The sequence below is a fragment of the Streptomyces sp. MST-110588 genome (genome assembly GCF_022695595.1).
Classification (GTDB): Bacteria; Actinomycetota; Actinomycetes; order Streptomycetales; family Streptomycetaceae; genus Streptomyces.
In genome coordinates this window covers 1680707-1706217 of record NZ_CP074380.1, presented here as the reverse complement: position 1 = coordinate 1706217, position 25511 = coordinate 1680707, and the positions used below count along the sequence as shown (strand labels likewise).

The window sequence follows — 25511 nt, the reverse complement described above, 5'->3', positions numbered from 1 at the left end:
GGAAAGAACGGGATCGGTAGTCATGCAGCACGGTAAATACCGCTTCATCGTGGGGTTCCTGATCATCCCGCTGGCGATATACGCGATCTTCGTGATATCGCCGTTCGTGCAGGCGATCTACTACTCCTTCACGGACTGGACCGGCCTGAGCTCAGACATGAAGATGGTCGGGTTCGACAACTACGCGCGCCTCTTGAAGGACAGCGTGTTCTGGGCCTCGGTGGGAAACAGCGTGACGCTGTTGCTGCTGCTGCCGGTGGTGACGCTCTCGCTCGGGCTCTTCTTCGCCTTCATGCTCAACGTCGGTGGCCGCCGCAGGAAGCGGGCGGTCATCGGCGGTGTGCGCGGATCGGGCACGTACAAGATTCTCTACTTCTTCCCGCAGGTGCTGTCGATCCCGATCGTCGCCCTGCTCTTCCAGTTCGCCTACAACCCGGAGAGCGGCGCACTGAACGCGTTCTTCAAGGCGATCGGGCTGGACAACGTACAGCCCGACTGGCTGGGCGATCCGCAGATCGCGCTCTGGTGCATCATGGGCGCGATGATCTGGGCCAATGTCGGCTTCTACGTCGTGCTCTTCTCGGCCGGCATGAGCTCCATACCGAAGGACTTCTACGAGGCCGCGCTGCTGGACGGCGCCAACCGGTTCAACACGTTCTTCAGAATCACGCTGCCGCTGCTGTGGGACACGGTGCAGACCGGATGGATCTACATGGGCATTCTGGCCCTGGACGTGTCGGCCTTCGCATTCGTGCAGATCATGAGCGTCGGGCCGGGCGGACCCGACTATTCCACCGAGGTCCTGCCGCTGTACGTCTATCAGAAGACCTTCCGCGACGGTCAGGCCGGATACGCCACCTCGATCGGCGTCTCCCTGCTGATAGTGACCCTGATCTTCTCGGCCGTCGTCATGCGGCTGGGCCGGCGCGAGCGACTGGAGTTCTGAATGAGCGTGCAGACCAAGCCCCCGGCCGTGACGGGCCAGGGCAGCGCGGGCGGCAAGGGAGTGAAAGCCGGCGGGGGCGGTGAGGGCCGGGTCCTGAACGTCTTCTCCCACGGCGTCCTGGTCATCTGGGGCCTGCTGGTCACCATGCCGCTGCTATGGGCGGTGATCAGCTCCTTCAAGGACGACGGGGAGATCTTCGGCTCGCCCTGGGGCCTGCCCTCGGCCCTGCACTTCGACAACTGGTCACGCGCCTGGGACAAGGCGAACATGGGCCAGTACTTCTTCAACTCGCTGATCGTGGTGGGCGGTTCGCTGATCGGCACGATGCTGCTGGGCTCGATGGCGGCGTACGTACTGGCCCGGTTCGACTTCCCCGGCAACCGCTTCATCTACTTCCTGTTCGTGGGCGGAATGGGCTTCCCGATCATCCTGGCGCTGGTCCCGCTGTTCTTCGTCATGAAGAACATGGCGCTGCTGGACTCCTACCACGGCCTGATCCTGGTCTACATCGCCTACTCCCTGCCGTTCACCGTCTTCTTCCTCAGCGGGTTCTTCAAAACGCTGCCGACGTCGGTGGCGGAGGCCGCGCTCATCGACGGCGCGTCCCACACCCGGACGTTCTTCCAGGTCATGCTGCCGATGGCCAAGCCGGGACTGATCAGCGTCGGTATCTTCAACTTCCTGGGGCAGTGGAACCAGTACCTGCTGCCGACCGTGCTCAACGTCGGCGACCCCGACAAGAAGATGCTGACCCAGGGGCTGGTCGCGCTGGCGGTCAGCCAGGGGTACAAGGGCGACTGGTCCGGCCTCTTCGCGGGGCTGACCATCGCCATGCTGCCGGTGCTCGCCGCGTACATCATCTTCCAGCGGCAGGTGGTGGAGGGACTGACCGCCGGCGCGCTGAAGTAACCGCGCGCCGCGTCCGCCGCATCCACCCCCATCCGCCGCGTCCGCCCGCATCCGTCGCATCGGCGCGGCCGTACGCCCCGGGGCCGCCCGCCCGGGGCGTACGGCTGCGTCGTACTGCTGCGTCGTACGGCTGCGTCCGTACGGACCATCAGAGGTCCGTACGCGTACGGCGGCGGGCCGGCGCCGGGCGTGTGACGCGGGCGCGCACACCCCCTTTCCCGGGGTGTCCGGCTGGAGGACTTGACGGGAGACGGCCCAGGCGGCTCAGCTTAGATTCACATGTTGGAGACAAGCCGGGCTCCGCTGGCGTGGCCCGGCCCGGCGGCCGGTCGTCGTGCCGGTCGCCCCAGGCGGGAGTGGATGAGTCGATGGAGACTCCGGGGTCGCAGTCCTCGCTGCACCGGGCCAATCTGGAGCGGGTGGTACGCGCCGTACGCATGGCGGGCTCGCTCACCCAGGCGGAGATCGCCCGGACCACGGGGCTGTCCGCGGCCACGGTCTCCAACATCGTCCGGGAGCTGAAGGACGGCGGGACGGTGGAGGTCACCCCCACCTCCGCCGGGGGCCGCCGGGCCCGCAGCGTCTCGCTCTCCGGGAACGCCGGGATCGTTGTCGGCGTCGACTTCGGCCACTCCCACCTGCGGGTCGCGGTCGGCAACCTCGCGCACCAGGTGCTCGCCGAGGAGACCGAGCCGATCGACGTGGACGCCTCGGCCGCCGAGGGCCTGGACCGGGCGCAGCAGCTCGTCACCCGGCTGATCGAGGGCACCGGCATCGGGGCGGGCAAGGTCATCGGCGTGGGGCTGGGTGTGCCGGGCCCCATCGACGTGGAGTCCGGGACGCTGGGCTCGACCGCCATCCTGCCGGGCTGGAGCGGCACCAAGCCCAGCGAGGCGCTTTCCGAGCGGCTGGACGTGCCGGTGTACGTCGACAACGACGCCAACCTCGGCGCGCTGGGCGAGCTGGTGTGGGGCAGCGGGCGCGGCGCCGCCGACCTGGCGTACATCAAGGTCGCCAGCGGGGTCGGCGCCGGGCTGGTCATCAGCGGGCAGATCTACCGCGGCCCGGGCGGCACCGCGGGCGAGATCGGGCACATCACGCTGGACGAGTCGGGGCCGGTGTGCCGCTGCGGCAACCGCGGCTGCCTGGAGACCTTCACCGCCGCCCGCTACGTGCTCCCGCTGCTCCAGCCGAGCCACGGACCGGGGCTGACCATGGCCAAGGTGGTGCAGTTGGCGCGCGAGGGCGACCCGGGCTGCCGCCGGGTGATCGCGGACGTCGGCCGGCACATCGGCAGCGGCGTGGCCAACCTGTGCAACCTGCTCAACCCCAGCAGGGTCGTTCTGGGCGGGGACCTCGCGGAGGCCGGTGAACTGGTGCTGGCGCCCATCCGGGAGTCCGTCTCGCGGTATGCGATCCCCAGCGCCGCACGGCAGTTGGGCGTGGTGCCGGGCACCCTCGGCGGCCGGGCCGAGGTGCTCGGGGCGCTGGCGCTGGTGCTCAGCGAAATGGGTGATTCCACGCTTCTGGACGGTGCGATGTCCGGCGACGCTCCCGTGGTCGTCTGAGGTCTCAGCGCACGCTGAGTTCACACAGCTAACGTATGGCACCGTTGTCATCTCGTTAAGTATTTACTCCTTGACGGTGTGCGAGCGGCCGAGTTGACTTCCAGCCACCTCGGCCGCAATGACGCGGCCTCGTCAGGGAGGTTTTCGAAGTGAACACGCATCTGCGTCGTGCCGCCGTGGCCGTGGCCGCCGTCTCGATGGCCGCCGGGCTCGCCGCCTGCGGCTCCGCCAAGGAGGCGGGGAACGACGGCGGCAAGAAGGGCAAGAAGGACGGCCCGCTGACGATCGGGCTCCTCCTCCCGGAGAACCAGACAGCGCGTTACGAACGGTTCGACAAGCCGCTGATCGAGAAGAAGATCCGGGAGCTGGCGGGCCAGGACACCAAGATCCTTTACGACAACGCCAAGCAGGACTCCGCCGTCCAGCAGCAGCAGGTCGACACGATGATCACCAAGAAGGTCGACGCCCTGATCGTGGACGCCGTGGACGCCAAGTCCATAGCTGTCTCCGTCAAGAAGGCCAACGACAACGGCATCCCCGTCGTCGCCTACGACCGCCTGGCCGAGGGGCCGGTCAAGGCGTACACGTCCGTCGACAACCAGCGGGTCGGCAGGATCCAGGGGGAGTCGCTCCTGAAGGAGCTGGGCCCGAACGCCTCCAAGGGGCAGATCGTCATGATGAACGGGTCGGTCACCGACCCGAACGCCAAGATGTACAAGGACGGCGCCCACTCCGTACTCGACGGCAAGGTCAAGATCGGCAAGGAGTACGACACCAAGGAGTGGAAGCCGGAGAACGCCAACGAGAACATGAAGGGCGCCATCTCCTCGCTCGGCAAGGACCAGATCGTCGGGGTGTACTCCGCCAACGACGGCATGGCCGGCGGCATCATCACCGCCCTGAAGAGCGCCGGCTTCGCCAAGCTCCCGCCGGTCACCGGCCAGGACGCCGAACTCTCCGCCGTACAGCGCATTCTCGGCGGCGAGCAGTTCATGAGCGTCTACAAGCCCTACAAGCCCGAGGCCGACGCCGCCGCCTCGATGGCCGTCGCGCTCGCCCGGGGCGAGACGCTCGGCAGCATCGCCAAGGCCACCGTCGACAGCGGCACCCAGAAGAAGATCCCCGCCGTCATCGTCACCCCCTTCGCGCTGACCAAGGACGACATCGCCAAGTACGTCGGCAAGGAGGGCTTCTTCACCAAGGACGAGATCTGCACCGCCGAGTTCGCGGCGGAGTGCGAGAAGGCCGGGCTGAAGTAAGCCGCTCCCACCGGTTCCCGTACGCCCCGGTGCCGTGTTCCGTGTGCCGTAGGCATGCCGTGCGCACGCGCCGCGCACCGCGCCCGCCCTGCGTACGAGGCAGCCGTACGTCCCCTCAACCCTGAACTCGTCCGGCGCCCGCGCCCGCCCCCACCCCCTCCTTGGGGCGGCCGGGCGCCGGACGGCACATCCCCCGCCGGTCAGGCGGCGAAGGAGATGATTCACGTGTCCGCTACGCCCGTGCTGGCGTTGCGCGGAGTCTCCAAGCGGTTCGGTGCCGTACAAGCGCTCACCGACGTCGAACTGGAGATCCATTCCGGTGAGGTGGTCGCCCTGGTCGGCGACAACGGCGCCGGCAAGTCCACGCTGGTCAAGACGATCGCCGGGGTCGGCCCGGCCGACGACGGCACCATCGAGTGGGAAGGCCGGCCGGTCACCGTCGACCGGCCGCACACCGCCCAGGAACTGGGCATCGCCACCGTCTACCAGGACCTCGCGCTGTGCGACAACCTCGACGTCGTCGGCAACCTCTTCCTCGGCCGTGAGCTGCGCCGCTTCGGCGTACTGGACGAGGTGGAGATGGAGCGCCGGGCGCGCGAACTGCTCGCCACGCTCTCCATCCGCATCCCCAGCGTCCGCATCCCCATCGCCTCGCTCTCCGGCGGCCAGCGGCAGACCGTCGCCATCGCCCGCTCGCTGCTGGGCGAGCCCAAGGTCGTCATCCTCGACGAGCCCACCGCGGCCCTCGGCGTCGAACAGACCGCCCAGGTCCTGGACCTGGTCGAGCGGCTGCGTGAGCGCGGCCTGGGCGTCATCCTCATCAGCCACAACATGGCCGACGTCAAGGCCGTCGCCGACCGGGTCGCCGTCCTGCGGCTGGGCCGCAACAACGGCACGTTCGACGTGAAAGCCACATCCCAGGAAGAGATCATCTCCGCCATCACCGGCGCCACGGACAACGCCGTGACCCGCCGCAAGGCACGCACCGCGGAGGCCGACAAGTGACCACCAACCTCTCCAAGGCCGGCGGCGACCCGGCCGAGCCGGACAACACCCCCGTCGAGGCCGCCCCGGCCGCCCCGGGCGCCGTCACGGCCGTCGACCCCCGGCTGCTCGTACGCCAGCAGGGCTTCAAGGGCTATCTGGAGGAGTTCCGGCGCAGGATGCGCAGCGGGGACCTCGGGTCGCTGCCCGTCGTCATCGGCCTGCTCGTCATCGGCCTGGTCTTCCAGATGCAGGACTCGGCCTTCCTGGGCGCGGAGAACCTCTCCAACCTCTTCGTCAACAGCGCCGGCACCGGCCTGATCGCGGTCGGCGTCGTCTTCGTACTGATCCTGGGCGAGATCGACCTGTCGGTCGGCTCGGTCAGCGGCCTGGCCGCCGCCGTCTTCGCGGTACTCAACATCAACAACGGCATGTCCGAGGCGCTCGCACTGGTCCTGGCGGTCCTGACCGGGACCGTCGCCGGCGCGCTGCACGGCTTCTTCTTCGCCCGCGTCGGCGTCCCGGCCTTCGTCGTCACCCTGGCCGGCCTGCTGGGCTGGAACGGCCTGATGCTCCAGGTGCTGGGCTCCAACGGCACCATCAACCTCCACGACAAGGGCCTGGTCGCCCAGCTCACCAACTACTACTTCACCGACATCTCCGCCGCCTACGGCCTGGCCACCGTCGCCGTACTGGCCTTCTTCGGGCTGTCCCTGCTGGACTCCCGCCGCCGTGAGGCCGCCGGCGTCCCCAGCCGCCCGCTGAGCGAGACCGCCTTGCGTACGGTCGTGCTGGCGGTGCCCGCCTACGTGGTGGCCTGGCTCCTGAACCAGTACAAGGGGCTGCCCCTGGCCGTGGTGATCTTCCTCGGGGTGGTCGTGGCGCTGGACTTCGTGCTGCGCCGGACCTCCTACGGCCGCAAGATCTTCGCCCTCGGCGGCAGCGTCGAGGCGGCGAGCCGGGCCGGCATCAACGTCCCGCTCATCCGGATCTCGGTCTTCGCGCTGTCCGGCACCATGGCCGCGGTCGGCGGGATGTTCCTCGCCTCGCAGATCAACGCCGCCAACCAGTCCTCGGGCGCCGGCAGCCTGCTGATGAACGCCATCGCCGCGGCCGTCATCGGCGGTACGAGCCTGTTCGGCGGGCGCGGCAAGACTTGGTCGGCGCTGCTGGGCGTGCTGGTGATCCAGTCGATCGCCTCGGGCATGGCGCTGCTGGGCATCGCCTCCGCCGTCCAGTACATGATCACCGGCGCGGTGCTGCTGGCCGCCGTCGTGATCGACTCCGTCTCCCGCCGGACGCAGAAGACGGCGGGCCGCGCGTAGCGGCGGCCTTCCACGCAGACCCGGCCCAGCACCCCGCTCCAGGGTGCGGGGCCGGGTCTGCGCTGCGTACGGTCCGGGTCCCGGGCCCGACTTCGGCGGCGCGGGCCCACCAATGGCCGCCCGCGGATGCGTACGGGCGCGTACCGACGCGTACGGTTGGTGGAAACGGCGGTCCCCGGCTGCTTGCGACGGCGTACGGACGGGTACGGATAACCGCGTACGGCCGTGCGCGGCGGGACGGAGCCGATCCGGCCGACGTTCGTCACGATCTCGCCACGCTCCGCCCGGCGGCGGCGCCCCGCCGCGGGCCCCTGCCCCGGTGCCGGCGGCCCCCGGGCCGGCGGCTGCGAGGCAGGCCCGGGGAATCGTCCAAGGACAGGGGAGCGCGGAGCCGCCCGCCGGTCCCGCGCCCTTCCCGTCCGCCCGCCGCCATACGCGTGACATACATCGCAGAGCCCGATCTCCGCCGTCGCAGGCGGAACATTAGACTCGACTGATCGGCCATCTCGACCACAGCCCGATTCCCGATTCCCACGCGAATCAGCGCGAATCAGCTCCAATCAGCTCGACAGCAAGGAGGCACAGTGCAGCAGGTGCCGCGCGAAGCGCGACGATCCGGGGTGACGGCGGGTGACGGGCGTGCGCTGCTGACCCGTATCAAGGGACCGCGCGATCTGGACCGGCTCACCCCGGAGCAGCTCGGGCGGCTGGCGGGGGAGATCCGTACCTTCCTCGTGGACGCCGTCTCCAAGACCGGCGGACACCTCGGGCCGAACCTCGGTGTGGTCGAGCTGACCATCGCCCTGCACCGCGTCTTCGACTCGCCCAAGGACCGGATCCTGTTCGACACCGGGCACCAGTCCTACGTCCACAAGCTGCTCACCGGCCGCCAGGACTTCTCCACGCTGCGCTCCAAGGGCGGCCTGTCCGGCTACCCCTCCCGCGCCGAGTCCGAGCACGACGTCATCGAGAACTCCCACGCCTCCACCGTCCTGGGCTGGGCCGACGGCCTGGCCAAGGCCAACCAGGTGCTGGGCCGCGGCGACCAGGTCGTCGCGGTCATCGGTGACGGAGCGCTGACCGGCGGCATGGCCTGGGAGGCGCTGAACAACATCGCCGTCGCCAAGGACCGCCCCCTGGTCATCGTCGTCAACGACAACGAGCGCTCCTACGCGCCCACCATCGGCGGCCTGGCCAACCACCTCGCCACCCTCCGTACCACCGACGGCTACGAACGCTTCCTGGCCCGCGGCAAGGACCTGCTGGAGCGCACCCCGGTCGTCGGCAAGCCGCTGTACGAGACGCTGCACGGCGCCAAGAAGGGCCTGAAGGACTTCATCGCGCCCCAGGGCATGTTCGAGGACCTGGGCCTGAAGTACGTCGGCCCCATCGACGGCCACGACATCGAGGCCCTGGAGTCCGCCCTCCAGCGCGCCAAGCGCTTCGGCGGCCCGGTCATCGTCCACTGCCTCACCGAGAAGGGCCGCGGCTACACCCCGGCCGTCCAGGACGAGGCCGACCGCTTCCACGCCGTCGGCGTCATCCACCCCGACACCGGACTGCCGGTCGCGGCCTCCGGCGCGAGCTGGACCTCGGTCTTCGGCGAGGAGATGGTCAAGCTCGGCCAGGAGCGCCCGGACATCGTGGCGATCACGGCCGCGATGCTCCAGCCCGTCGGCCTCCAGAAGTTCGCGGACGCCTTCCCGGACCGGGTGTACGACGTGGGCATCGCCGAGCAGCACGCCGCGGTCTCCGCGGCGGGCCTGGCCACCGGCGGCCTCCACCCGGTCTTCGCGGTCTACGCCACCTTCCTCAACCGCGCCTTCGACCAGGTCCTGATGGATGTCGCGCTGCACAAGTGCGGTGTCACCTTCGTCCTGGACCGGGCCGGTGTCACCGGCGACGACGGCGCCTCGCACAACGGCATGTGGGACATGTCCCTCCTCCAGGTCGTCCCCGGCCTGCGGATCGCCGCGCCGCGCGACGCCGACCAGGTACGGGCCCAGTTGCGCGAAGCCGTCGAGGTCGACGACGCCCCCACGGTGGTGCGCTACTCCAAGGGCAAGGTCGGCCCCGCCGTCCAGGCCGTGGGGCAGGTCGGCGGCATGGACGTGCTGCGCGAGCCCGCCGAGGGCGTTCAGCGGCCCGACGTCCTGCTCGTCTCGGTCGGCGCGCTCGCCCCGATGTGCCTGGAGATCGCCGGTCTGCTCGACAAGCAGGGCATCTCCACCACCGTCGTGGACCCGCGCTGGGTCAAGCCGGTCGACCCGGCGCTGCCGGGCCTGGCGGCCGGGCACCGGGTCGTGGTGACCGTCGAGGACAACTGCCGTTCCGGTGGCGTCGGTTCGGCGATCGCCCAGGCGCTGCGGGACGCGGGTGTGGATCTGCCGCTGCGCGACTTCGGCATTCCGGAGCGGTTCTTGGACCACGCCTCCCGCAAGGAGGTCATGGCCGAGATCGGGCTGACCGCGCCGGACATCGCACGTCAGGTGACCGGGCTGGTCGCCAAACTGGACGGGCGCTACGAGGACGACGCGGCGGAGGCCGAGGCGGCGTCCGAGGCGGAGCGCGCCGAGATCGCCCGCGACTGACGCGGCCGAACCCCGGCCGCACCTACCGTTCAGCGGCAAGGACGGGGCCCGCCCGGAGCGTTTTCGGGCGGGCCCCGTCCTGTTCCCGAAGAGTTCCGGGAGTCAGCAGTTCCGGAAGCCAGGAGCTCCAGGAGCCGGCTCACCCGGCGTCCGGGCCGCCCCCGGCGCCGTCGGACGCCGTGGCGGCGGCCTTCGCCCGGCGGGAGACGACCATGGCCGCCGCGACGGCGCTCGCGCCGAAGGCGACGGCGACCATCCACGGCCGGTCCAGCCGGTGGCCCGTCGCGTGGTCCAGCGAGTAGCGCCCGGGGCCGGTCAGGCCCAGCCCGGCCGCCACATGGCCGAGGAACGCCGGGTACTCGTAACCGCCGGAGGTGGCGAAGAAGCCGGCCGGGGCGTGCACCGAGACCGCGCCCGCCATCGCGCCGGCCGCCGCCGCCCCCGCGGCCGGCGTGGCCAGCCCCAGCGCCAGCAGCGCGCCGCCGCCGGCCTCGCCGAGCCCGGCCGCCAGCGCGCTGTGCCGGCCGGGCCTGAAGCCCATCTGCTCCATGGCCCCGGCCGTGCCCTGCAGCCCGTGGCCGCCGAACCAGCCGAAGAGCTTCTGCGTGCCGTGCGCGACCAGCACCCCGCCCGTCCCCAGCCGCAGGGCGAGCAGTCCGATGTCGTGACGGCGGTTACGGCGGGTGAGAAGCATGCCGGTCTCCTGTGCTCTGGGTGCCTTCGGTGCGGGCGGGGCTTCCGGTGCGGCTGGTACCGCTGGGGCTTCCGGCGCGGCTCCTGCCACCGGTGCTTCCGGCGCTCTCGCGCCCCTGGTGTCCCAGTCTCGGCGGCCCCGTGCCGTCCCGCCGCGCGGATCGGCCGTACGGGTGGCCCGTCCCGCCGGGCGCACACCCCCCGCACGCCCCATCGGGTGAATCACCGCCGGCGGTCGCCCTGCCGCACCGGACTCCTCCGGGCCATTGCGGAGACTCGGTCAGTTCAGCAGTGGTGACGGTCGACCAGGCGAAAGGTACGCCCATGAGCAGTGCGCAGCAGGTGAGAGGCCGAGGTCGCGGTGTCTTGCGGACCAAGTCGGTCGAGCAGTCGATCCAGGACACCGAGGAGCCGGAGCACACACTCAAGAAGTCCCTGAGCGCGCTGGACCTGACCGTCTTCGGGGTCGGCGTCGTCATCGGGACCGGCATCTTCGTGCTCACCGGGAAGATCGCCAAGGAGACGGCGGGGCCGGCCGTGGCGCTGTCCTTCGTCCTGGCGGGCGCCGTGTGCGCGCTGGCCGCGCTGTGTTATGCGGAGTTCGCCTCCACCGTGCCGGTCGCCGGTTCCGCGTACACCTTCTCCTACGCCTCGCTGGGCGAGCTCCCGGCGTGGATCATCGGCTGGGACCTCGTCCTGGAGCTGGCGCTGGGCTGCGCGGTGGTCGCCGTCGGCTGGTCCGGCTACATCCGCTCGCTGCTGGGCACGGCCGGCTGGCACCTGCCGCAGTCGCTCTCCGGCACCCACGAGGGGCGGTTCGGCTTCGACGTGCTGGCGTGCCTGCTGGTGCTGGCGCTCACCGCCATCCTGGTCGTCGGCATGAAGCTGTCCTCCCGGGTGACGACCGTGGTGGTCGGCGTCAAGGTCACCGTCGTACTGATCGTCGTCATCGTCGGGTCCTTCTTCATCACCGGTGCCAACTACCACCCGTTCATCCCCGACAGCGAGCCGTCCCACGGCGCCGGCGGCATGGCGGCGCCCCTGTCCCAGCTCCTGTTCGGCTTCACCCCCTCCGACTTCGGCGTGATGGGGATCTTCGCGGCGGCGGCCGTGGTCTTCTTCGCCTTCATCGGCTTCGACATCGTGGCCACCGCCGCGGAGGAGACCCGCAACCCGCAGCGCGACGTGCCCCGCGGCATCCTGGGTTCGCTGGCGATCTGCACGGTCCTGTACGTCGCCGTGTCGGTCGTGGTCACCGGGATGGAGAAGTACAGCCACCTGTCCACCGACGCCCCGCTCGCCGACGCCTTCAAGGACCTCGGGCACCCCTTCTGGGCCGGACTGATCAGCTTCGGCGCCGCCGTCGGCCTCACGTCGGTGTGCATGATCCTGCTGCTGGGGCAGAGCCGGGTCTTCTTCGCCATGAGCCGGGACGGGCTGCTGCCGCAGGTCTTCTCGCAGGTCCACCCGCGCTTCGGCACGCCGTACCGCTCGACCGTCGCGCTGGGGGCCGTGGTCGCCGTCGTCGCCGGTCTGACCTCGATCGACGAGCTGGCCGAACTGGTCAACATCGGCACGCTCTTCGCGTTCGTCGTGGTCGCGCTGGGCGTGATCATCCTGCGCCGGGTCCGTCCCGAGCTGCCGCGCGCCTTCCGTACGCCGCTGGTGCCGCTGGTGCCGGTGCTCTCCGTCCTGGCCTCGCTGTGGCTGATGCTCAACCTGCCCGCCGAGACCTGGTTGCGGTTCGGGATCTGGATGGTCGTGGGCTTCCTCGTCTACTTCCTGTACGGGCGGACGCACAGCCGCCTGGGGAGCCGCGACCGAGCCTGAAGCCGGGCTGACAACACCCGGCATTGAGACCCCATATGCCCCTTTAGGTGGTGTATGGGGTCTTAAATTGAGCGCCGTGCCCGTACCCCGGCCACCCGGCCTCTCCCTGCCACGTCCCCCCGCAGCCGCGCCCTCCGTACCCGGCGACGGCCCCGGCCCCCCTCCGTCCTTCTGGCCGCCGCTGCTGCCCGTCCTGGCCGCGCTGGCGCTGCTCACCCGGCTGCCGTCCCTGCGCCACCCGTGCTGCTACCCCGACGAGGGCTTCGTGGCGACCCAGGCCAGGATGCTGGCCGCGGGCGGCACGCTGTACGGGACGGTGGTCGACCGCAAGCCGCCGCTGCTGCCCTGGACGTACGAGGCGGCCTTCGCGCTCTTCGGGGACCAGACGCTGTGGCCCCTGAGGGCGGCGGCGGTCCTGGCGCAGGGCACCACCGCCGTACTGCTCGCCGCGCTCGCCCGCCGCCGCTGGGGCGAGCGCGTGGGCCGCACCGCCCCGATCCTCTACCTCCTGGTGTCCATCGGCCTGAACCCGCAGGACGCCCAGGCCGCGAACTTCGAGGTGTTCATGCTGCCGTGGACGGCCGCGGCGCTGTGGTGCGCCGACCGCGGCCGGTGGCTGCCCGCGGGTCTGTCCGTCGCCGCCGCCCTGCTCACCAAGCAGACCGGGGGAGCGGTCCTGCTGCCCGTCCTGTGCCTGCTGCGGGGCGCCCCGGCCCGGCCGTACGCCCCGGCCCGGCCGTACACCTCCGCCCGGCCGTACGCCTCCGTACAGACGCGCGCCTTCGCCCGGCTGCGCGCTCTCGCCCTGCTCGCCGCCGGACTCGCCGGACCGCTGACGGCGGTGGCCCTGGCCACGGGCCCCGGCCGGTTCCTGTTCTGGACCGTCACCGGCTCCGCCGCGTACGTCTCCGTGGACGGCTCCGTCCTGCGGGCCGCGGGACGAGCCGCCGTCAACGCCGGCCTGCTCGCCGCGTCCTGCGCCGGCCTCCTGGTCCCCCTGCTCATGCGCCGGCCCGGCCGCTGTGCCGGCCTGTGGTCATGGCTCCTGGCCTCCGCCGCGGCCGTCACCGCCGGCTTCCACTTCTTCGGCCACTACTACCTCCAGGTCCTCCCGCCGCTGGCGCTCCTGGGCGCCGCGGCCCTGGACCGTCTGCCGCGCCGCGCCGCACGCCGCTGCCTGGCCCTGTGCGCGCTCTCCTGCGGCACGTTCCTGGCCTGGGGGCTGGCCGCCGGCCCGGCCGGACTTGCGCACACCCGGGCCGTGGTGGCCGCCGTGCGGGGGCGGACCGCCGCCACCGAGCCCGTACTGATCTGGGGCATGCATCCCGAGCAGTACTGGCTGGCCGGCCGCCCGCCGGCCAGCCGCTTCCTGACGGCCGGGCTGCTCACCAACTTCAGCGGCGGGCGGGACGGCTCCCGCGTCGGCCCGCGGTACGCCGTCCCCGGCGCCTGGACCGTCCTGCGCCGTGAACTGGCGGCGAGGCCGCCCGCGCTGGTCCTCGACGACTCGCGCGGCGAGCCGTACGCCCCCTCCCGTACGCCGCCGCTGCGTGCCTTCCTCGACGCTGGTTACGTGCGGGCGGGCACCGTCGACGGCGCCGTCCTCTATGTGCCGCGCCCGGGGCGGGTGCCGCCCTGACCCCACACCGCCCGTGGGCCGGTCACCCGCGCCCCCAGGGCCCGTACCCGCTCCCGCAGTCCACGGTCCGCGGTGACGACCAGACAGCCGGAATCGGCCTCCGCCGACCCCTCCCGGGCCGGCCCCTCCCCGTCCCGCCGCAGCCCCTGGTCCCGTACGAGTTCCACGATCCGGTCATCGCCGCTGCCGCTCGCGGACTCCACCCGGACGCCCTCCACCGACGTCACGCCACGGGCCGCGCCCTCCACCACCAGCACGATCTCCACCGGCGGCTCGACGAGCCCGGGCAGCCCCCGGCCGGCGTACCCGGCCAGCGCGTCACGCAGCCGCTCGGCCGCGCCGTGCCGGTCCCGCCACCACCCGTCGGGCACCGAGCCGACCACGTTCGCCGCGTCGACAATGACCAAGCCACCCATCAAGCCACCTTTCCACGTGCCCGTGCCCCACATCCCCCACCCTGCGTCCCTCCTACCCTCGCAGCCCGGCGTGCCCACCTCCTGACCCACCGGTCCCGGACGCACCGGTGCCCGGCCGGGAGCGTGGCACGTGCCGTGCTCCCGGCCGGGCACCGGAAGGGTGGGACAAAGGTCCCGGGGTTTACGCGGGGACGCTCGCCACGCCCGGGGCCAGGAACTTCTTGCCGTTGACGCGCTCGGAGACGCCCGTACGGTCCAGGTACGGCGTGATGCCGCCCAGGTGGAAGGGCCAGCCGGCGCCGGTGATCAGGCACAGGTCGATGTCCTGCGCCTCGGCGACCACGCCCTCCTCCAGCATCAGGCCGATCTCCTGTGCGACGGCGTCCAGGACGCGGTCGCGGACCTGCTCCTCGGTCAGGACGGTGTCGCCCTGCTTGAGCAGCGCCTTGACCTCGGGGTCCAGCTCCGGCTTGCCGGAGTCGTACACATAGAAGCCGCGCTTGCCGGCCTTGACCACCGCGGCCAGGTTCGGCGAGACGGTGAAGCGGTCCGGGAAGGCGCCGTGCAGCGTCTCGGAGACGTGCAGGCCGATCGCCGGGCCGACCAGCTCCAGCAGCACCAGCGGCGACATCGGCAGACCGAGCGGCTCGACGGCCTTCTCGGCGGTCTCCACGGGGGTGCCCTCGTCGATGACGTTCTGGATCTCGCCCATGAAGCGGGTCAGGATGCGGTTGACCACGAACGCCGGGGCGTCCTTGACCAGCACGGCCGTCTTCTTCAGCGACTTGGCGACGGAGAAGGCGGTGGCCAGCGACGCGTCGTCGGTCTTCTCCGCGCGCACGATCTCCAGCAGCGGCAGGATCGCGACCGGGTTGAAGAAGTGGAAGCCCACGACCCGCTCGGGGTGCTTGAGCTTGGACGCCATCTCGGTGACCGAGAGGGACGAGGTGTTCGTGGCGAGGATGGCGTGCTCCGGCACGACCGCCTCGACCTCGGCGAACACCTGCTGCTTGACGCCCATCTCCTCGAAGACGGCCTCGATGACGAAGTCCGCGTCGCCGAAGGCGGCGGCCTTGTCGAGGTGGCCGGTCACCAGGCCCTTGAGGCGGTTGGCCTTGTCCTGGTTGACGCGGCCCTTCAGGAGCAGCTTGTCGATCTCGTCGTGGACGTACTTCACGCCCTTGTCGATGCGCTCCTGGTCGATGTCGGTGAGCACCACCGGCACCTCCAGGCGGCGCGCGAACAGCAGCGCGAGCTGCGAGGCCATCAGGCCCGCGCCGACCACGCCCACCTTGGTCACCGGGCGGGCCAGGGACTTGTCCGGGGCGCCGGCCGGGCGCTTGGCGCGCTTTTGCACCAGGTTGAAGGAGTAGATGCCGCTGCGCAGCTCGCCACCCATGATCAGGTCGGCGAGGGCCTGGTCCTCGGCGTCGAAGCCCTGGCGCAGGTCGCCGTTCTTGGCGGCGGCGATGATGTCCAGCGCGCGGTAGGCGGCCGGGGCGGCGCCGTGCACCTTGCCGTCCGCGATGCCCTTGCCGCGCTGGACGGCCTGGTCCCACGCCTCACCGCGGTCGACGTCGGCCCGTACGACCTCGGTGTCGCCCTTGAGGACCGAGGCGGTCCACAGCAGCGACTGCTCCAGGAAGTCCGCGCCCTCGAAGATCGCGTCGGCGATACCGAGGTCGAATACCTGCTGGCCCTTGAGCTGCTTGTTCTGGTTGAGCGAGTTCTCGATGATCACCGAGACCGCGCGGTCGGCGCCGATCAGGTTCGGCAGCAGGACGCAGCCGCCCCAGCCGGGCACCAGACCGAGGAAGACCTCGGGCAGCGAGAAGGCGGGCAGCGCCTTGGAGACGGTGCGGTACGTGCAGTGCAGACCGACCTCGACGCCGCCGCCCATCGCGGCGCCGTTGTAGTACGCGAAGGTCGGCACGGCCAGGCCCGACAGCCGCTTGAAGACGTCGTGGCCGCCCTTGCCGATGGCCAGCGCGTCCTCGCGGCGCTTGAGCAGCTCCACGCCCTTGAGGTCGGCGCCGACGGCGAAGATGAACGGCTTGCCGGTGATGCCGACGCCGGTGATCTTTCCGTCCTTGGCCTCCGCCTCGACCTGGTCGATCGCGGTGTTCAGGTTCGCCAGCGACTGCGGGCCGAAGGTGGTCGGCTTGGTGTGGTCCAGGCCGTTGTCCAGCGTGATCAGCGCGAAGGTGCCGGCGCCGGGCAGCTCCAGGTGCCGTACGTGCGCCTGGGTGACGACCTCGTCCGGGAACAGCTCGGCCGCACCCTTCAACAGCTCGGTGGTGGTGGTCACTTGCCTGCTCCCTCGAAGTGCGGGTTCTCCCAGATGACCGTGCCGCCCATGCCGAAGCCGACGCACATGGTCGTGATGCCGTAACGGACGTGCGGCTGCTCCTCGAACTGCCGCGCGAGCTGCGTCATCAGACGCACGCCGGAGGAGGCGAGCGGGTGGCCGAAGGCGATGGCGCCGCCGTACTGGTTGACGCGCGGGTCGTCGTCCGCGATGCCGTAGTGGTCCAGCAGCGACAGCACCTGGACGGCGAACGCCTCGTTGATCTCGAACAGGCCGATGTCGTCGATCGTCAGACCGGCCTTGGCCAGCGCCTTTTCGGTCGCCGGGACCGGGCCGATGCCCATGACCTCGGGCTCCACGCCCGCGAAGGCGTAGTCCACCAGGCGCATCTTGACCGGCAGGCCCAGCTCGCGGGCCACGTCCTCGGCGGCGATCAGCGAGGCGGTGGCGCCGTCGTTCAGGCCCGCCGCGTTGCCCGCGGTGACCCGGCCGTGCGGGCGGAAGGGGGTCTTGAGGTTCGCCAGGTTCTCCAGCGTGGTGCCCGGGCGCATCGGCTCGTCGGCGGTCGCCAGGCCCCAGCCGGTCTCGCCGGCCTCGGCGCTGGTGCGGCGCACCGAGATCGGTACCAGGTCGGCCTGGATCTTGCCGTCGGCGTACGCCTTGGCGGCCTTCTCCTGGCTGCGCACCGCGTACTCGTCGGCCCGCTGCTTGGTCAGGTGCGGGAAGCGGTCGTGGAGGTTCTCCGCCGTCATGCCCATGAAGAGGGCGGACTGGTCGACCAGCTTCTCGGAGACGAAGCGCGGGTTGGGGTCCACGCCCTCGCCCATGGGGTGACGGCCCATGTGCTCGACGCCGCCGGCCACCGCGATGTCGTACGCGCCGAAGGCCACGCCACCGGCGACGCTGGTCACGGCGGTCATCGCGCCGGCGCACATCCGGTCCACGGAGAAGCCGGGCACGGACTGCGGGAGACCGGCCAGGATTCCGGCGGTACGGCCCAGGGTCAGGCCCTGGTCGCCGATCTGGGTCGTGGCGGCGAGGGCGACCTCGTCGATACGGGCCGGGTCGAGGTCCGGGTTGCGGCGCAGCAGCTCCCGGATGCACTTGACGACCAGGTCGTCGGCGCGGGTCTCGTGGTAGATGCCCTTCGGGCCCGCCTTGCCGAACGGGGTGCGGACGCCGTCGACGAAGACGACGTCCCTAGCGGTACGAGGCACGTTGGCTCTCCTCCAGGTGCGGGATGGCACTGCTGCACGGCGCGCCGGGGGCGCGCGTCACGCCTTCATGCTACTTACGGGTAACCAAGCTGCCCAGCCCCCTCGGGCCAAGCGGCGAACGTCACACCGTCCGGCGGACCGCACCGTTCCGTCCGCCGGGCCACGCGGCCCGGCAGGGGGAGGGAAAAGGCGTCCGGGGAGGTGAGGGGCGCCCCGGCGGACACGGCAGACGTCCCCGGCCACCGGGCGGGCGGAGCGCCTGCCGGTGACCGGGGACGGGAAAAATGAGAGGCTGGCGCGGCGGCGTCAGGCCGTCGGGGTCCGCAGGGCCTCGGCCAGGACCGGTGCCACCTGTTCGACCTGCCAGGGGCGGGCGCCCCGGGCCGCGAGCGCCGCGGCCACCGCGTCCGGGGCCGGGTCGGCGGGCGGCTCCCAGCACAGCCGGCGGACCGTGTCCGGGGTGATCAGGTTCTCCTGGGGCAGGTTCAGCCGTTCGGCGAGCGCGCTGACCGCCGTACGGGCCGCGGTGAGCCGGGCCGCGGCGGCCGGGTCCTTGTCCGCCCACGACCGGGGCGGCGGCGGGCCGTTGAGCGGCTGCCCGGGCTGCGGCAGCTCGCTCTCGGGCAGCGCGCGGGCCCGGTCGACCGCCGCCTGCCACTGTTCGAGCTGGCGCCGGCCCATGCGGTGGCCGAAGCCGGGCAGGGCCGCCAGCGCGTGGGCGTTGGGCGGCAGGTTCAGGGCCGCCTCGACGATGGCGGCGTCGCCCAGCACCTTGCCGGGCGAGATGTCGCGCCGCTGGGCGACCTGGTCCCGGGCCGTCCACAGCTCCCGTACGACCGCCATCTGCCGGCGGCGGCGGACCTTGTGCATGCCCGACGTACGCCGCCAGGGGTCCTTGCGGGGCGGGGCGGGCGGCGCCGCGGCGATGGCCGCGAACTCCTGGTGCGCCCACTCCAGCTTGCCCTGCCGCCGCAGCTCCTCCTCCAGCGCGTCCCGCAGGTCCACCAGCAGCTCCACGTCCAGCGCGGCGTAGCGCAGCCAGGGCTCGGGCAGCGGGCGGGTGGACCAGTCGACGGCCGAGTGACCCTTCTCCAGGGCGTAGCCGAGAACGTTCTCGACCATCGCGCCGAGCCCGACCCGGGCGAAGCCCGCGAGCCGTCCGGCCAGCTCGGTGTCGAAGAGGCGGTCCGGGATCATGCCTATGTCCCGCAGGCAGGGCAGGTCCTGGGTCGCGGCGTGCAGAACCCATTCGGCATCGCCGATGGCCTCGCCCAGCACCGACAGGTCGGGGCAGCCCACGGGGTCGATCAGGGCGCTGCCCGCCCCCTCGCGGCGCAACTGTACGAGGTAGGCGCGCTGGCCGTAGCGGTAGCCGGAGGCCCGTTCGGCGTCCACGGCGACCGGCCCGGTGCCACCGGCGAAGGCGGCCACGACCTCGGCGAGTGCCTCCTCGGTGGCGACCACCGGGGGGATGCCCTCGCGGGGCTCCAACAGGGGGACCGGCGCCGTGCGGGCTTCCGGAGGGGAGTCCTCGGAGGTTCGCAGTGTCGTGTCTTCTGCGGTCTTTTGGGCGTCGGTCACCGGTCAAGAGTATCTGTGTATGCAGTGCGCCCGTCGAGGGAACGTTCCCTCGACGGGCGCGGCGGACGCGTAAAAGGGTCAGTGGATGATGCCGGTACGCAGTGCCACCGCGACCATCCCGGCGCGATCGCCGGTGCCCAGCTTGCGGGCGATCCGGGCGAGGTGGCTCTTGACGGTCAGCGCGGACAGGCCCATCGAGACGCCGATGGCCTTGTTGGACTGGCCCTCCGCCACCAGCCGCAGCACCTCGACCTCACGGCCCGACAGTTCGCGGTAGCCGCCCGGGTGGCCGGGGGTGCCCGGCGGGCGGCGGTGCATACGGGCAGCGTTGGCGCCGATGGGCGCGGCGCCGGGGCGGCCCGGGAGTCCGAGGTTCGTACGGGTGCCGGTGACGACATATCCCTTGACGCCGCCGGCCAGGGCGTTGCGGACGGCTCCGATGTCGTCGGCGGCGGACAGGGCCAGGCCGTTGGGCCAGCCCGCCGCCCGCGTCTCGGACAGCAGCGTCAGGCCGGAGCCGTCGGGAAGGTGGACGTCGGCAACGCAGATGTCGCGCGGGTTGCCGACGCGGGGACGGGCCTCCGCGATGGACGACGCCTCGATCACGTCACGTACTCCGAGGGCCCACAGGTGGCGGGTGACGGTGGAGCGGACGCGAGGGTCGGCCACGACGACCATGGCCGTCGGCTTGTTCGGGCGGTAGGCGACCAGGCTCGAAGGTTGCTCGAGGAGAACAGACACCGGGCCTCCTGGGGGGAGTGGCGGAACGGAAGCCGACTTCCGGGACGAGTCGGAACAGTCCGTGTTTGAAGGGTCACTGACCTCTTCGGCAGCCAACCGGCCTGACTTTAGAGTTTGATCACGATTTAGTTAGGGGCAATTCGGGCAAATCGGATGCGTGATCGACTGGGGCGCGGCCGGGGCACAAACGGGCGCATCCGGGGGCGCACAGCAGGAAACGAGCCGCGTGCACAGGGGCGGCAGACGGCGTGAACAAAGAACGACGGCGGGCCGCGTCAGGTGGCGGGCGGGAGGGGGAGGCCGGGAGCACGGGACGGCGGGCGCGGAGCCCGGGGCGCGGAACCGGGGAGCGCGGACGCCCGCGCGCGCCCTCGGCGGTGAGGCGAGGGGGCGGCCGGGCGGGCGGACCGGGCCCGGGAAGGGGCAGGGAAGGGGCCGGAAGGGGCCGGGGAGGGCTCAGGGCGGAGCCGGGTGGCGCGGCCGTGTGGCCCGCTCAGGTCGGCTGCGGCCCCCGGCGCTGCGGCAGCGGTACCACCCCGCCGAGCGAGGAGGTGTCCTGCGGCAGCGGCGGCAGCCCCGCCACCTGGCACAGCAGATCGCACCACGCCACCAGATGCGCCCCCAGGTCCGGCGGCGCCTGCGACCCGCCCTCCGGCTCCCCGGCCGGCGTCCAGGACGCCCGGATCTCGATCTGCGTCGAGGGCTCCTGTTCCGCCAGCCCGCCGAAGTAGGACGAGCCGGCGCGCGTCACCGTGCCGCTCGGCTCCCCGTACAGCACCCCGCGCGCCTCCAGCGCCCCCGTCAGCCAGGACCAGGACACCTCCGGCAGCAGCGGGTCCGCGCCCATCTCCGGCTCCAGCTCCGCGCGCGCCAGCGTCACCACGCGAAAGGTGCCCCGCCACGCGTCGTGCCCGGCCGGGTCGTACAGGAGGACGAATCTGCCGTCCGCCAGTTCCTCTCCCTCCCCCTGCGCCCCCGTGCCGCCCCGCTCCAGCACCGACGCCTGGAACGCGCAGGCGTAGGGTGCCAGGCGTTTGGGCGCCGGCATCGGCTCGACCTCCACCTCGAGCCGCGTCCGTGCGGCGCGCAGCGCCTGGACCGCCTGACGGAAGGGAGCCGGGGTGGTGTCCGCGCCGTCCGCGCCGTCCGCGAGGTGTCCGTGAGCCGCAGCCATGCCCGGAAGGTTAGGCGGAAGCGGGCGCGCATCCGGGGAGGACACCCGGTACGCGCGTCGCCCATTCGGAGGCGTCCGGGCGTGCATGCGAAGATTTGGGACGTGAGCGCCAACGACGCCCCTACGGGCCAGCAGCAGACCGCGACGTACGACTCGGCTTTCCTCAAGGCGTGCCGGCGCGAACCGGTGCCGCACACGCCCGTGTGGTTCATGCGGCAGGCCGGGCGCTCCCTGCCCGAGTACCGCAAGGCCCGTGAGGGCACCGCGATGCTGGAGTCGTGCATGCGGCCCGAGCTGGTCACCGAGATCACGCTCCAGCCGGTGCGCCGGCACGGCGTGGACGCCGCCATCTACTTCAGCGACATCGTCGTGCCCCTGAAGGCCATCGGTGTCGACCTGGACATCAAGCCGGGCGTCGGCCCGGTGGTGGCCCGGCCCATCCGCACCCGCGCCGACCTGGAGCGGCTGCGCCCGCTGGAGCCCGAGGACGTCTCCTACGTCACCGAGGCGGTACGGATGCTCGTCGGCGAGCTGGGCGCCACCCCGCTCATCGGCTTCGCCGGCGCGCCCTTCACCCTGGCCAGCTACCTCGTCGAGGGCGGCCCCTCCCGCAACCACGAGCACACCAAGGCGCTCATGTACGGCGACCCGCAGCTCTGGGCCGACCTGCTGGACCGCCTGGCGGGCATCACCTCCGCCTTCTTGAAGGTGCAGATCGAGGCGGGCGCGAGCGCCGTGCAGCTCTTCGACTCCTGGGTCGGCGCGCTGGCCCCGGCCGACTACCGGGCCCGGGTGCTGCCCGCCTCCGCCAAGGTCTTCTCCTCGGTCGCCGGGTACGGCGTCCCGCGCATCCACTTCGGCGTCGGCACCGGCGAACTGCTCGGCCTGCTCGGCGAGGCCGGCGCGGACGTGGTCGGCGTGGACTGGCGGGTCCCGCTGGACGAGGCCGCCCGCCGGGTCGGCCCCGGCAAGGCGCTCCAGGGCAATCTCGACCCCGCCGTCCTGTTCGCCCCGCGCGAGGCCGTCGAGGCCAAGACCCGTGAGGTGCTGGACGCGGCGGCCGGCCTGGAGGGCCATGTCTTCAACCTGGGCCACGGCGTGCTGCCGGACACCGACCCGGACGCCCTGACCCGCCTGGTCGCGTACGTGCACGAGCAGACCGCCCGCTGACCGTACGCCTACGAGTGGGCCGCCCGCCGCCCGGTCAGGCGCCCGCGGCCCGTACCGCCGCCGTCGCCTTGCGGGCGGCGACCAGCACCGGGTCCCAGACCGGGGAGAACGGCGGCGCGTAGCCGAGGTCCAGGGCCGTCATCTCCTCCACCGTCATCCGGGCCGTCAGCGCGACCGCCGCGACGTCCACCCGCTTGCCGGCGCCCTCCCGGCCCACGATCTGCGCGCCCAGCAGGCGCCCGGTGCGCCGCTCGGCCAGCAGCTTGACGTGCATGGGCCGGGCGCCGGGGAAGTACCCGGCCCGGCTGGTGGACTCCACCGTCGCGGTGACGAACTTCAGCCCGACCGCCTTCGCCTGGGCCTCCAGCAGCCCGGTACGGGCGATCTCCAGGTCGCACACCTTGCTGACGGCCGTCCCGACGACGCCGGGGAAGGTCGCGTACCCGCCGCCCACGTTCGCGCCGATGACCTGGCCGTGCTTGTTGGCGTGGGTGCCCAGCGCGATGTGCCGGGTGCGGCCGGAGACCAGGTCCAGCACCTCCACGCAGTCGCCGCCCGCCCAGATGTGCTCCTGCCCGCGCACCCGCATCGACAGGTCGGTGAGCAGCCCGCCGGACTCGCCCAGCGGCAGCCCGGCCGCCCGGGCGAGCGCGGTCTGCGGCCGTACGCCCATGCCCAGCACGACGACGTCCGCGGGGTACTCGGCGTCCTCGGTGGCCACCGCCCGCGCCCGCCCCCGCTCGTCGGTACGGACCTCGGTGACCGTCGCACCGCGCACCGTCTCGATGCCCAGCCCGCACATCGCCTCGTACACCAGCTCGCCCATGTCCGGGTCGAGGGTGGACATCGGCTGCTCGCCGCGCTCCAGGACCGTGACCCGGTAGCCGCGCCGGACCAGCGCCTCGGCCATCTCCACGCCGATGTAGCCCGCGCCGACGACCACCGCCCGGTCGCCCCCGGCCTCCTTCAGGGTCTCCAGGAGTGCCTGTCCGTCGTCCAGCGTCTGCACGCCGTGCACATTGGGTGCGTCGATGCCGGGCAGGCCGGGCCGCACCGGTACGGCACCGGTGGCCAGGACGAGCTTGTCGAAGCCCGTCCAGGACTCGGTGCCGCCGTTGTCCAGGTCGCGGGCGCGCACCCGGCCGCGGTCCAGGTCGAGTTCGGTGATCTCGGTGCGCATCCGCAGGTCGATGCCGCGGGAGCGGTGTTCCTCGGGCGTACGGGCGATCAGCTCGTCGGGGCCGTCGACCGCGCCGCCCGTCCAGTAGGGGATGCCACAGGCGGAGTAGGAGGCGTACCGGCCGCGTTCGAACGCGACGATCTCCAGTTCGTCCGGCTTCTTCAGCCGCCGGGCCTGCGACGCGGCGGACATTCCCGCCGCGTCGCCCCCGATGATCACCAGTCGCTCCGCCATCGCGTGTGCTCCCTTCGCCGTACCCGCCGGTTGCCCGTGGGACCCGTAACCCGTGGGACCCGTAAGACGTGACGTCCTGTCGGCGTACCCACGGAACGTCACGTCACAGCGAAGGCTACGGGGCCGTGGCCATGGGACTTCCCGGGCCGTGGCTCAGAACGGGTACGCGGCGGGCGTCGCCCGCACCGTCGTCCACCGGGTCTCGGTGAACGCATCGAGGTTGGCCTCGCCGCCGAAGCGCGAGCCGGTGCCGGAGTCGGCGAGCCCGCCGAAGGCCGCCACCGGCTCGTCGTTGACGGTCTGGTCGTTGATGTGCAGCAGGCCGGTGGGGATGCGGTCGGCCAGCTCCAGGGCGCGCGCGGCGTCGCGGGTCACGATGCCCAGCGCCAGGCCGTACCCGGTGTCGGCCGCCAGCGCCACCGCCTCGTCCAGCGTCTCGAAACTCCGTACGGGTGCGACCGGCCCGAAGACCTCCTGGCTGTACGCGGGGGAGGGGGCGCCGGAGGCGGGCTCGGCCAGGACGGTGGGGCGGTAGAAGAGATCGCGGTGGTTGCCGCCGGCCGCGACCCGGGCCCCGGCCGCACCGGCGGCCCGGACCAGCGCGTCGATCTTCTCCAACTGGCCGCGGTCGATGACCGGGCCGAGATGGACCTCTTCGCGGTAGGGGTCCCCGACCGCCAGGGCGTCCGCCTTGGCCGCCAGCCGCTCCACGTACGCGTCGTACAGCGAGGCGTGCACCAGATGGCGGCCCGCCGTCATGCAGACCTGCCCCTGATGGAAGAAGGAGGCCCAGGCGGCGCTCGGCATCGCCGCGTCCAGGTCGGCGTCCTCAAGGACGAGGAAGGCGCTGTTGCCGCCCAGCTCCAGGTGCGCCCGCTTGAGGTGGCGCGCGGCCAGCGCGCCGACCTCACGTCCCGCGGACGTCGAGCCGGTGAAGGAGACGACGCGTACGTGCGGGTCCGTGACCAGGGCCCGGCCCGCCTCGGCAGCGCCCGGCAGGACGTGCAGCAGCCCCTCGGGCAGACCGGCCTGGGCGAAGACGGCCGCCAGGACGTGCCCGCCGCAGACCGCGGTGCGCGGATCGGGCTTGAGGACCACCGCGTTGCCCAGCGCCAGGGCCGGCGCCACCGAGCGGATCGCCAGCACCAGCGGTACGTTGAACGGCGCGATCACGCCGACCACCCCGGCCGGCATCCGGCTGGTGTAGGACAGCCGGGGCGCGGCGGAGGGCAGGACCTGGCCCGGCGGGCGGTGGGCGAGCGCCGCCGCCTCATAGCACTCCTCGGCGGCGGTCCGTATCTCGAAGTCCGCCTTGCCGGCGATGCTGCCCGCCTCGCGCACGATCCACCCGGAGATCTCCGGCGCGTACCGGTGGATGAGGTCACCGGCCCGGCGCAGCACCGCGGCACGCTCGGTGTACGGCGTACGGGCCCAGGCGCGCTGGGCCCGCGCGGCGGCGCCCGCCGCCTCGGCCACGTCGTCGGGGGAGGCGAGGGTGAGCAGACCCAGGGCCTCACCGGTCGCGGGCTCGGTCGCCTCGGCCTTGCCTCCGTGCAGCAGGAGCCAGTCGTTCGGGTCGAGCAGGGCCATCGCGCAACCTCCGGTGCTGAAGTGTCGGTTGAGGAATGAACGAGCGGTTCATCCTCTCGTGCCGCTCCGGAGGACGGACGGCGGGGGCGGGTACGCCGTGACCTCGGCCCGCCCGGGAGAGCGCACAGCTGAAAGAGCGCGCACAGCCGGGACCGG

19 protein-coding genes are annotated in these 25511 nt (G+C 72.1%); 10 read left to right on the top strand and 9 right to left on the bottom strand.

Annotated features, from left to right (window positions below; all coding sequences use genetic code 11):
- Positions 1–22 precede the first annotated feature (22 nt).
- The 7 genes from KGS77_RS07540 (at position 23) to dxs (ending at position 9582) form a co-directional block, all read left to right on the top strand.
- Positions 23–946, top strand: a complete 924-nt coding sequence (locus KGS77_RS07540; RefSeq protein ID WP_242579672.1) for a sugar ABC transporter permease — start codon at positions 23–25, stop codon at positions 944–946.
- On the top strand, positions 947–1855 hold the full coding sequence (locus KGS77_RS07535) for a carbohydrate ABC transporter permease (protein WP_242579671.1): 909 nt from the start codon (positions 947–949) through the stop codon (positions 1853–1855).
- A gap of 368 nt (positions 1856–2223) precedes the next feature.
- Positions 2224–3423 (top strand): ROK family transcriptional regulator, encoded by a 1200-nt coding sequence (locus KGS77_RS07530; RefSeq protein ID WP_242579670.1) that lies wholly within the window; start codon positions 2224–2226, stop codon positions 3421–3423.
- Positions 3424–3572: 149 nt separating this feature from the next.
- Entirely contained in the window at positions 3573–4682 is a 1110-nt protein-coding gene (locus KGS77_RS07525; protein WP_242579669.1) for a substrate-binding domain-containing protein, read from the top strand.
- 216 nt (positions 4683–4898) lie between these two features.
- Positions 4899–5687 carry an ATP-binding cassette domain-containing protein gene (locus KGS77_RS07520; RefSeq protein ID WP_242579667.1) on the top strand — a complete coding sequence of 263 codons (789 nt, stop codon included), beginning with the start codon at positions 4899–4901 and terminating at the stop codon, positions 5685–5687.
- Positions 5684–6991: a sugar ABC transporter permease gene (locus KGS77_RS07515; protein ID WP_242579665.1), complete on the top strand. Its 1308-nt coding sequence runs from the start codon at positions 5684–5686 to the stop codon at positions 6989–6991. Before KGS77_RS07520 ends, KGS77_RS07515 begins: the two co-directional genes overlap by 4 nt.
- 644 nt (positions 6992–7635) lie before the next feature.
- Positions 7636–9582 carry a 1-deoxy-D-xylulose-5-phosphate synthase gene (gene dxs / locus KGS77_RS07510; RefSeq protein WP_242587339.1) on the top strand — a complete coding sequence of 649 codons (1947 nt, stop codon included), beginning with the start codon at positions 7636–7638 and terminating at the stop codon, positions 9580–9582.
- 139 nt (positions 9583–9721) lie between these two features.
- On the opposite strand, the gene KGS77_RS07505 is transcribed toward dxs, so the two are convergent.
- Positions 9722–10276: a DoxX family protein gene (locus KGS77_RS07505; protein WP_242579664.1), complete on the bottom strand. Its 555-nt coding sequence runs from the start codon at positions 10274–10276 to the stop codon at positions 9722–9724.
- Positions 10277–10599: 323 nt separating this feature from the next.
- Between KGS77_RS07505 and KGS77_RS07500 the strand changes: the two genes are divergently transcribed.
- Both KGS77_RS07500 and KGS77_RS07495 read left to right on the top strand, forming a co-directional pair.
- Positions 10600–12105 (top strand): amino acid permease, encoded by a 1506-nt coding sequence (locus tag KGS77_RS07500; RefSeq protein ID WP_242579663.1) that lies wholly within the window; start codon positions 10600–10602, stop codon positions 12103–12105.
- A 76-nt stretch (positions 12106–12181) separates the two neighbouring features.
- Positions 12182–13744: a glycosyltransferase family 39 protein gene (locus tag KGS77_RS07495; protein WP_242579662.1), complete on the top strand. Its 1563-nt coding sequence runs from the start codon at positions 12182–12184 to the stop codon at positions 13742–13744.
- On the opposite strand, the gene KGS77_RS07490 is transcribed toward KGS77_RS07495, so the two are convergent.
- The 6 genes from KGS77_RS07490 to KGS77_RS07465 form a co-directional block, all read right to left on the bottom strand.
- The gene (locus KGS77_RS07490) at positions 13711–14160 is read right to left on the bottom strand and encodes an NTP pyrophosphohydrolase (RefSeq protein ID WP_242579661.1); all 450 of its coding nucleotides are present in this window, start codon (positions 14158–14160) and stop codon (positions 13711–13713) included. The genes KGS77_RS07495 and KGS77_RS07490 overlap by 34 nt on opposite strands.
- A 181-nt stretch (positions 14161–14341) precedes the next feature.
- A complete protein-coding gene (locus KGS77_RS07485) occupies positions 14342–16468 on the bottom strand; it encodes a 3-hydroxyacyl-CoA dehydrogenase NAD-binding domain-containing protein (RefSeq protein WP_242579660.1) in 2127 nt (708 codons plus the stop codon).
- Positions 16465–17685, bottom strand: a complete 1221-nt coding sequence (locus tag KGS77_RS07480; protein ID WP_242579658.1) for an acetyl-CoA C-acyltransferase — start codon at positions 17683–17685, stop codon at positions 16465–16467. The genes KGS77_RS07485 and KGS77_RS07480 overlap by 4 nt, the downstream gene beginning before the upstream one ends.
- A gap of 306 nt (positions 17686–17991) precedes the next feature.
- The gene (locus KGS77_RS07475) at positions 17992–19266 is read right to left on the bottom strand and encodes a ribonuclease D (protein ID WP_242579656.1); all 1275 of its coding nucleotides are present in this window, start codon (positions 19264–19266) and stop codon (positions 17992–17994) included.
- Between the two features lie 78 nt (positions 19267–19344).
- Positions 19345–20007 carry a response regulator transcription factor gene (locus KGS77_RS07470; RefSeq protein ID WP_242579655.1) on the bottom strand — a complete coding sequence of 221 codons (663 nt, stop codon included), beginning with the start codon at positions 20005–20007 and terminating at the stop codon, positions 19345–19347.
- A gap of 493 nt (positions 20008–20500) precedes the next feature.
- The gene (locus tag KGS77_RS07465; RefSeq protein ID WP_242579653.1) at positions 20501–21181 is read right to left on the bottom strand and encodes a DUF3000 domain-containing protein; all 681 of its coding nucleotides are present in this window, start codon (positions 21179–21181) and stop codon (positions 20501–20503) included.
- A 102-nt stretch (positions 21182–21283) separates the two neighbouring features.
- Here KGS77_RS07465 and hemE point away from each other — a divergent pair, with 102 nt between their 5' ends.
- Positions 21284–22351, top strand: coding sequence for a uroporphyrinogen decarboxylase (gene hemE, locus KGS77_RS07460; protein ID WP_242579651.1), 1068 nt, complete (start codon positions 21284–21286; stop codon positions 22349–22351).
- A gap of 34 nt (positions 22352–22385) precedes the next feature.
- On the opposite strand, the gene KGS77_RS07455 is transcribed toward hemE, so the two are convergent.
- Together KGS77_RS07455 and KGS77_RS07450 are read right to left on the bottom strand one after the other, a co-directional pair.
- Complete coding sequence (locus KGS77_RS07455) at positions 22386–23765, bottom strand: FAD-dependent oxidoreductase (RefSeq protein ID WP_242579649.1); 1380 nt, start codon at positions 23763–23765, stop codon at positions 22386–22388.
- A 153-nt stretch (positions 23766–23918) separates the two neighbouring features.
- On the bottom strand, positions 23919–25355 hold the full coding sequence (locus tag KGS77_RS07450; RefSeq protein WP_242579647.1) for an aldehyde dehydrogenase family protein: 1437 nt from the start codon (positions 25353–25355) through the stop codon (positions 23919–23921).
- Positions 25356–25511 lie beyond the last annotated feature (156 nt).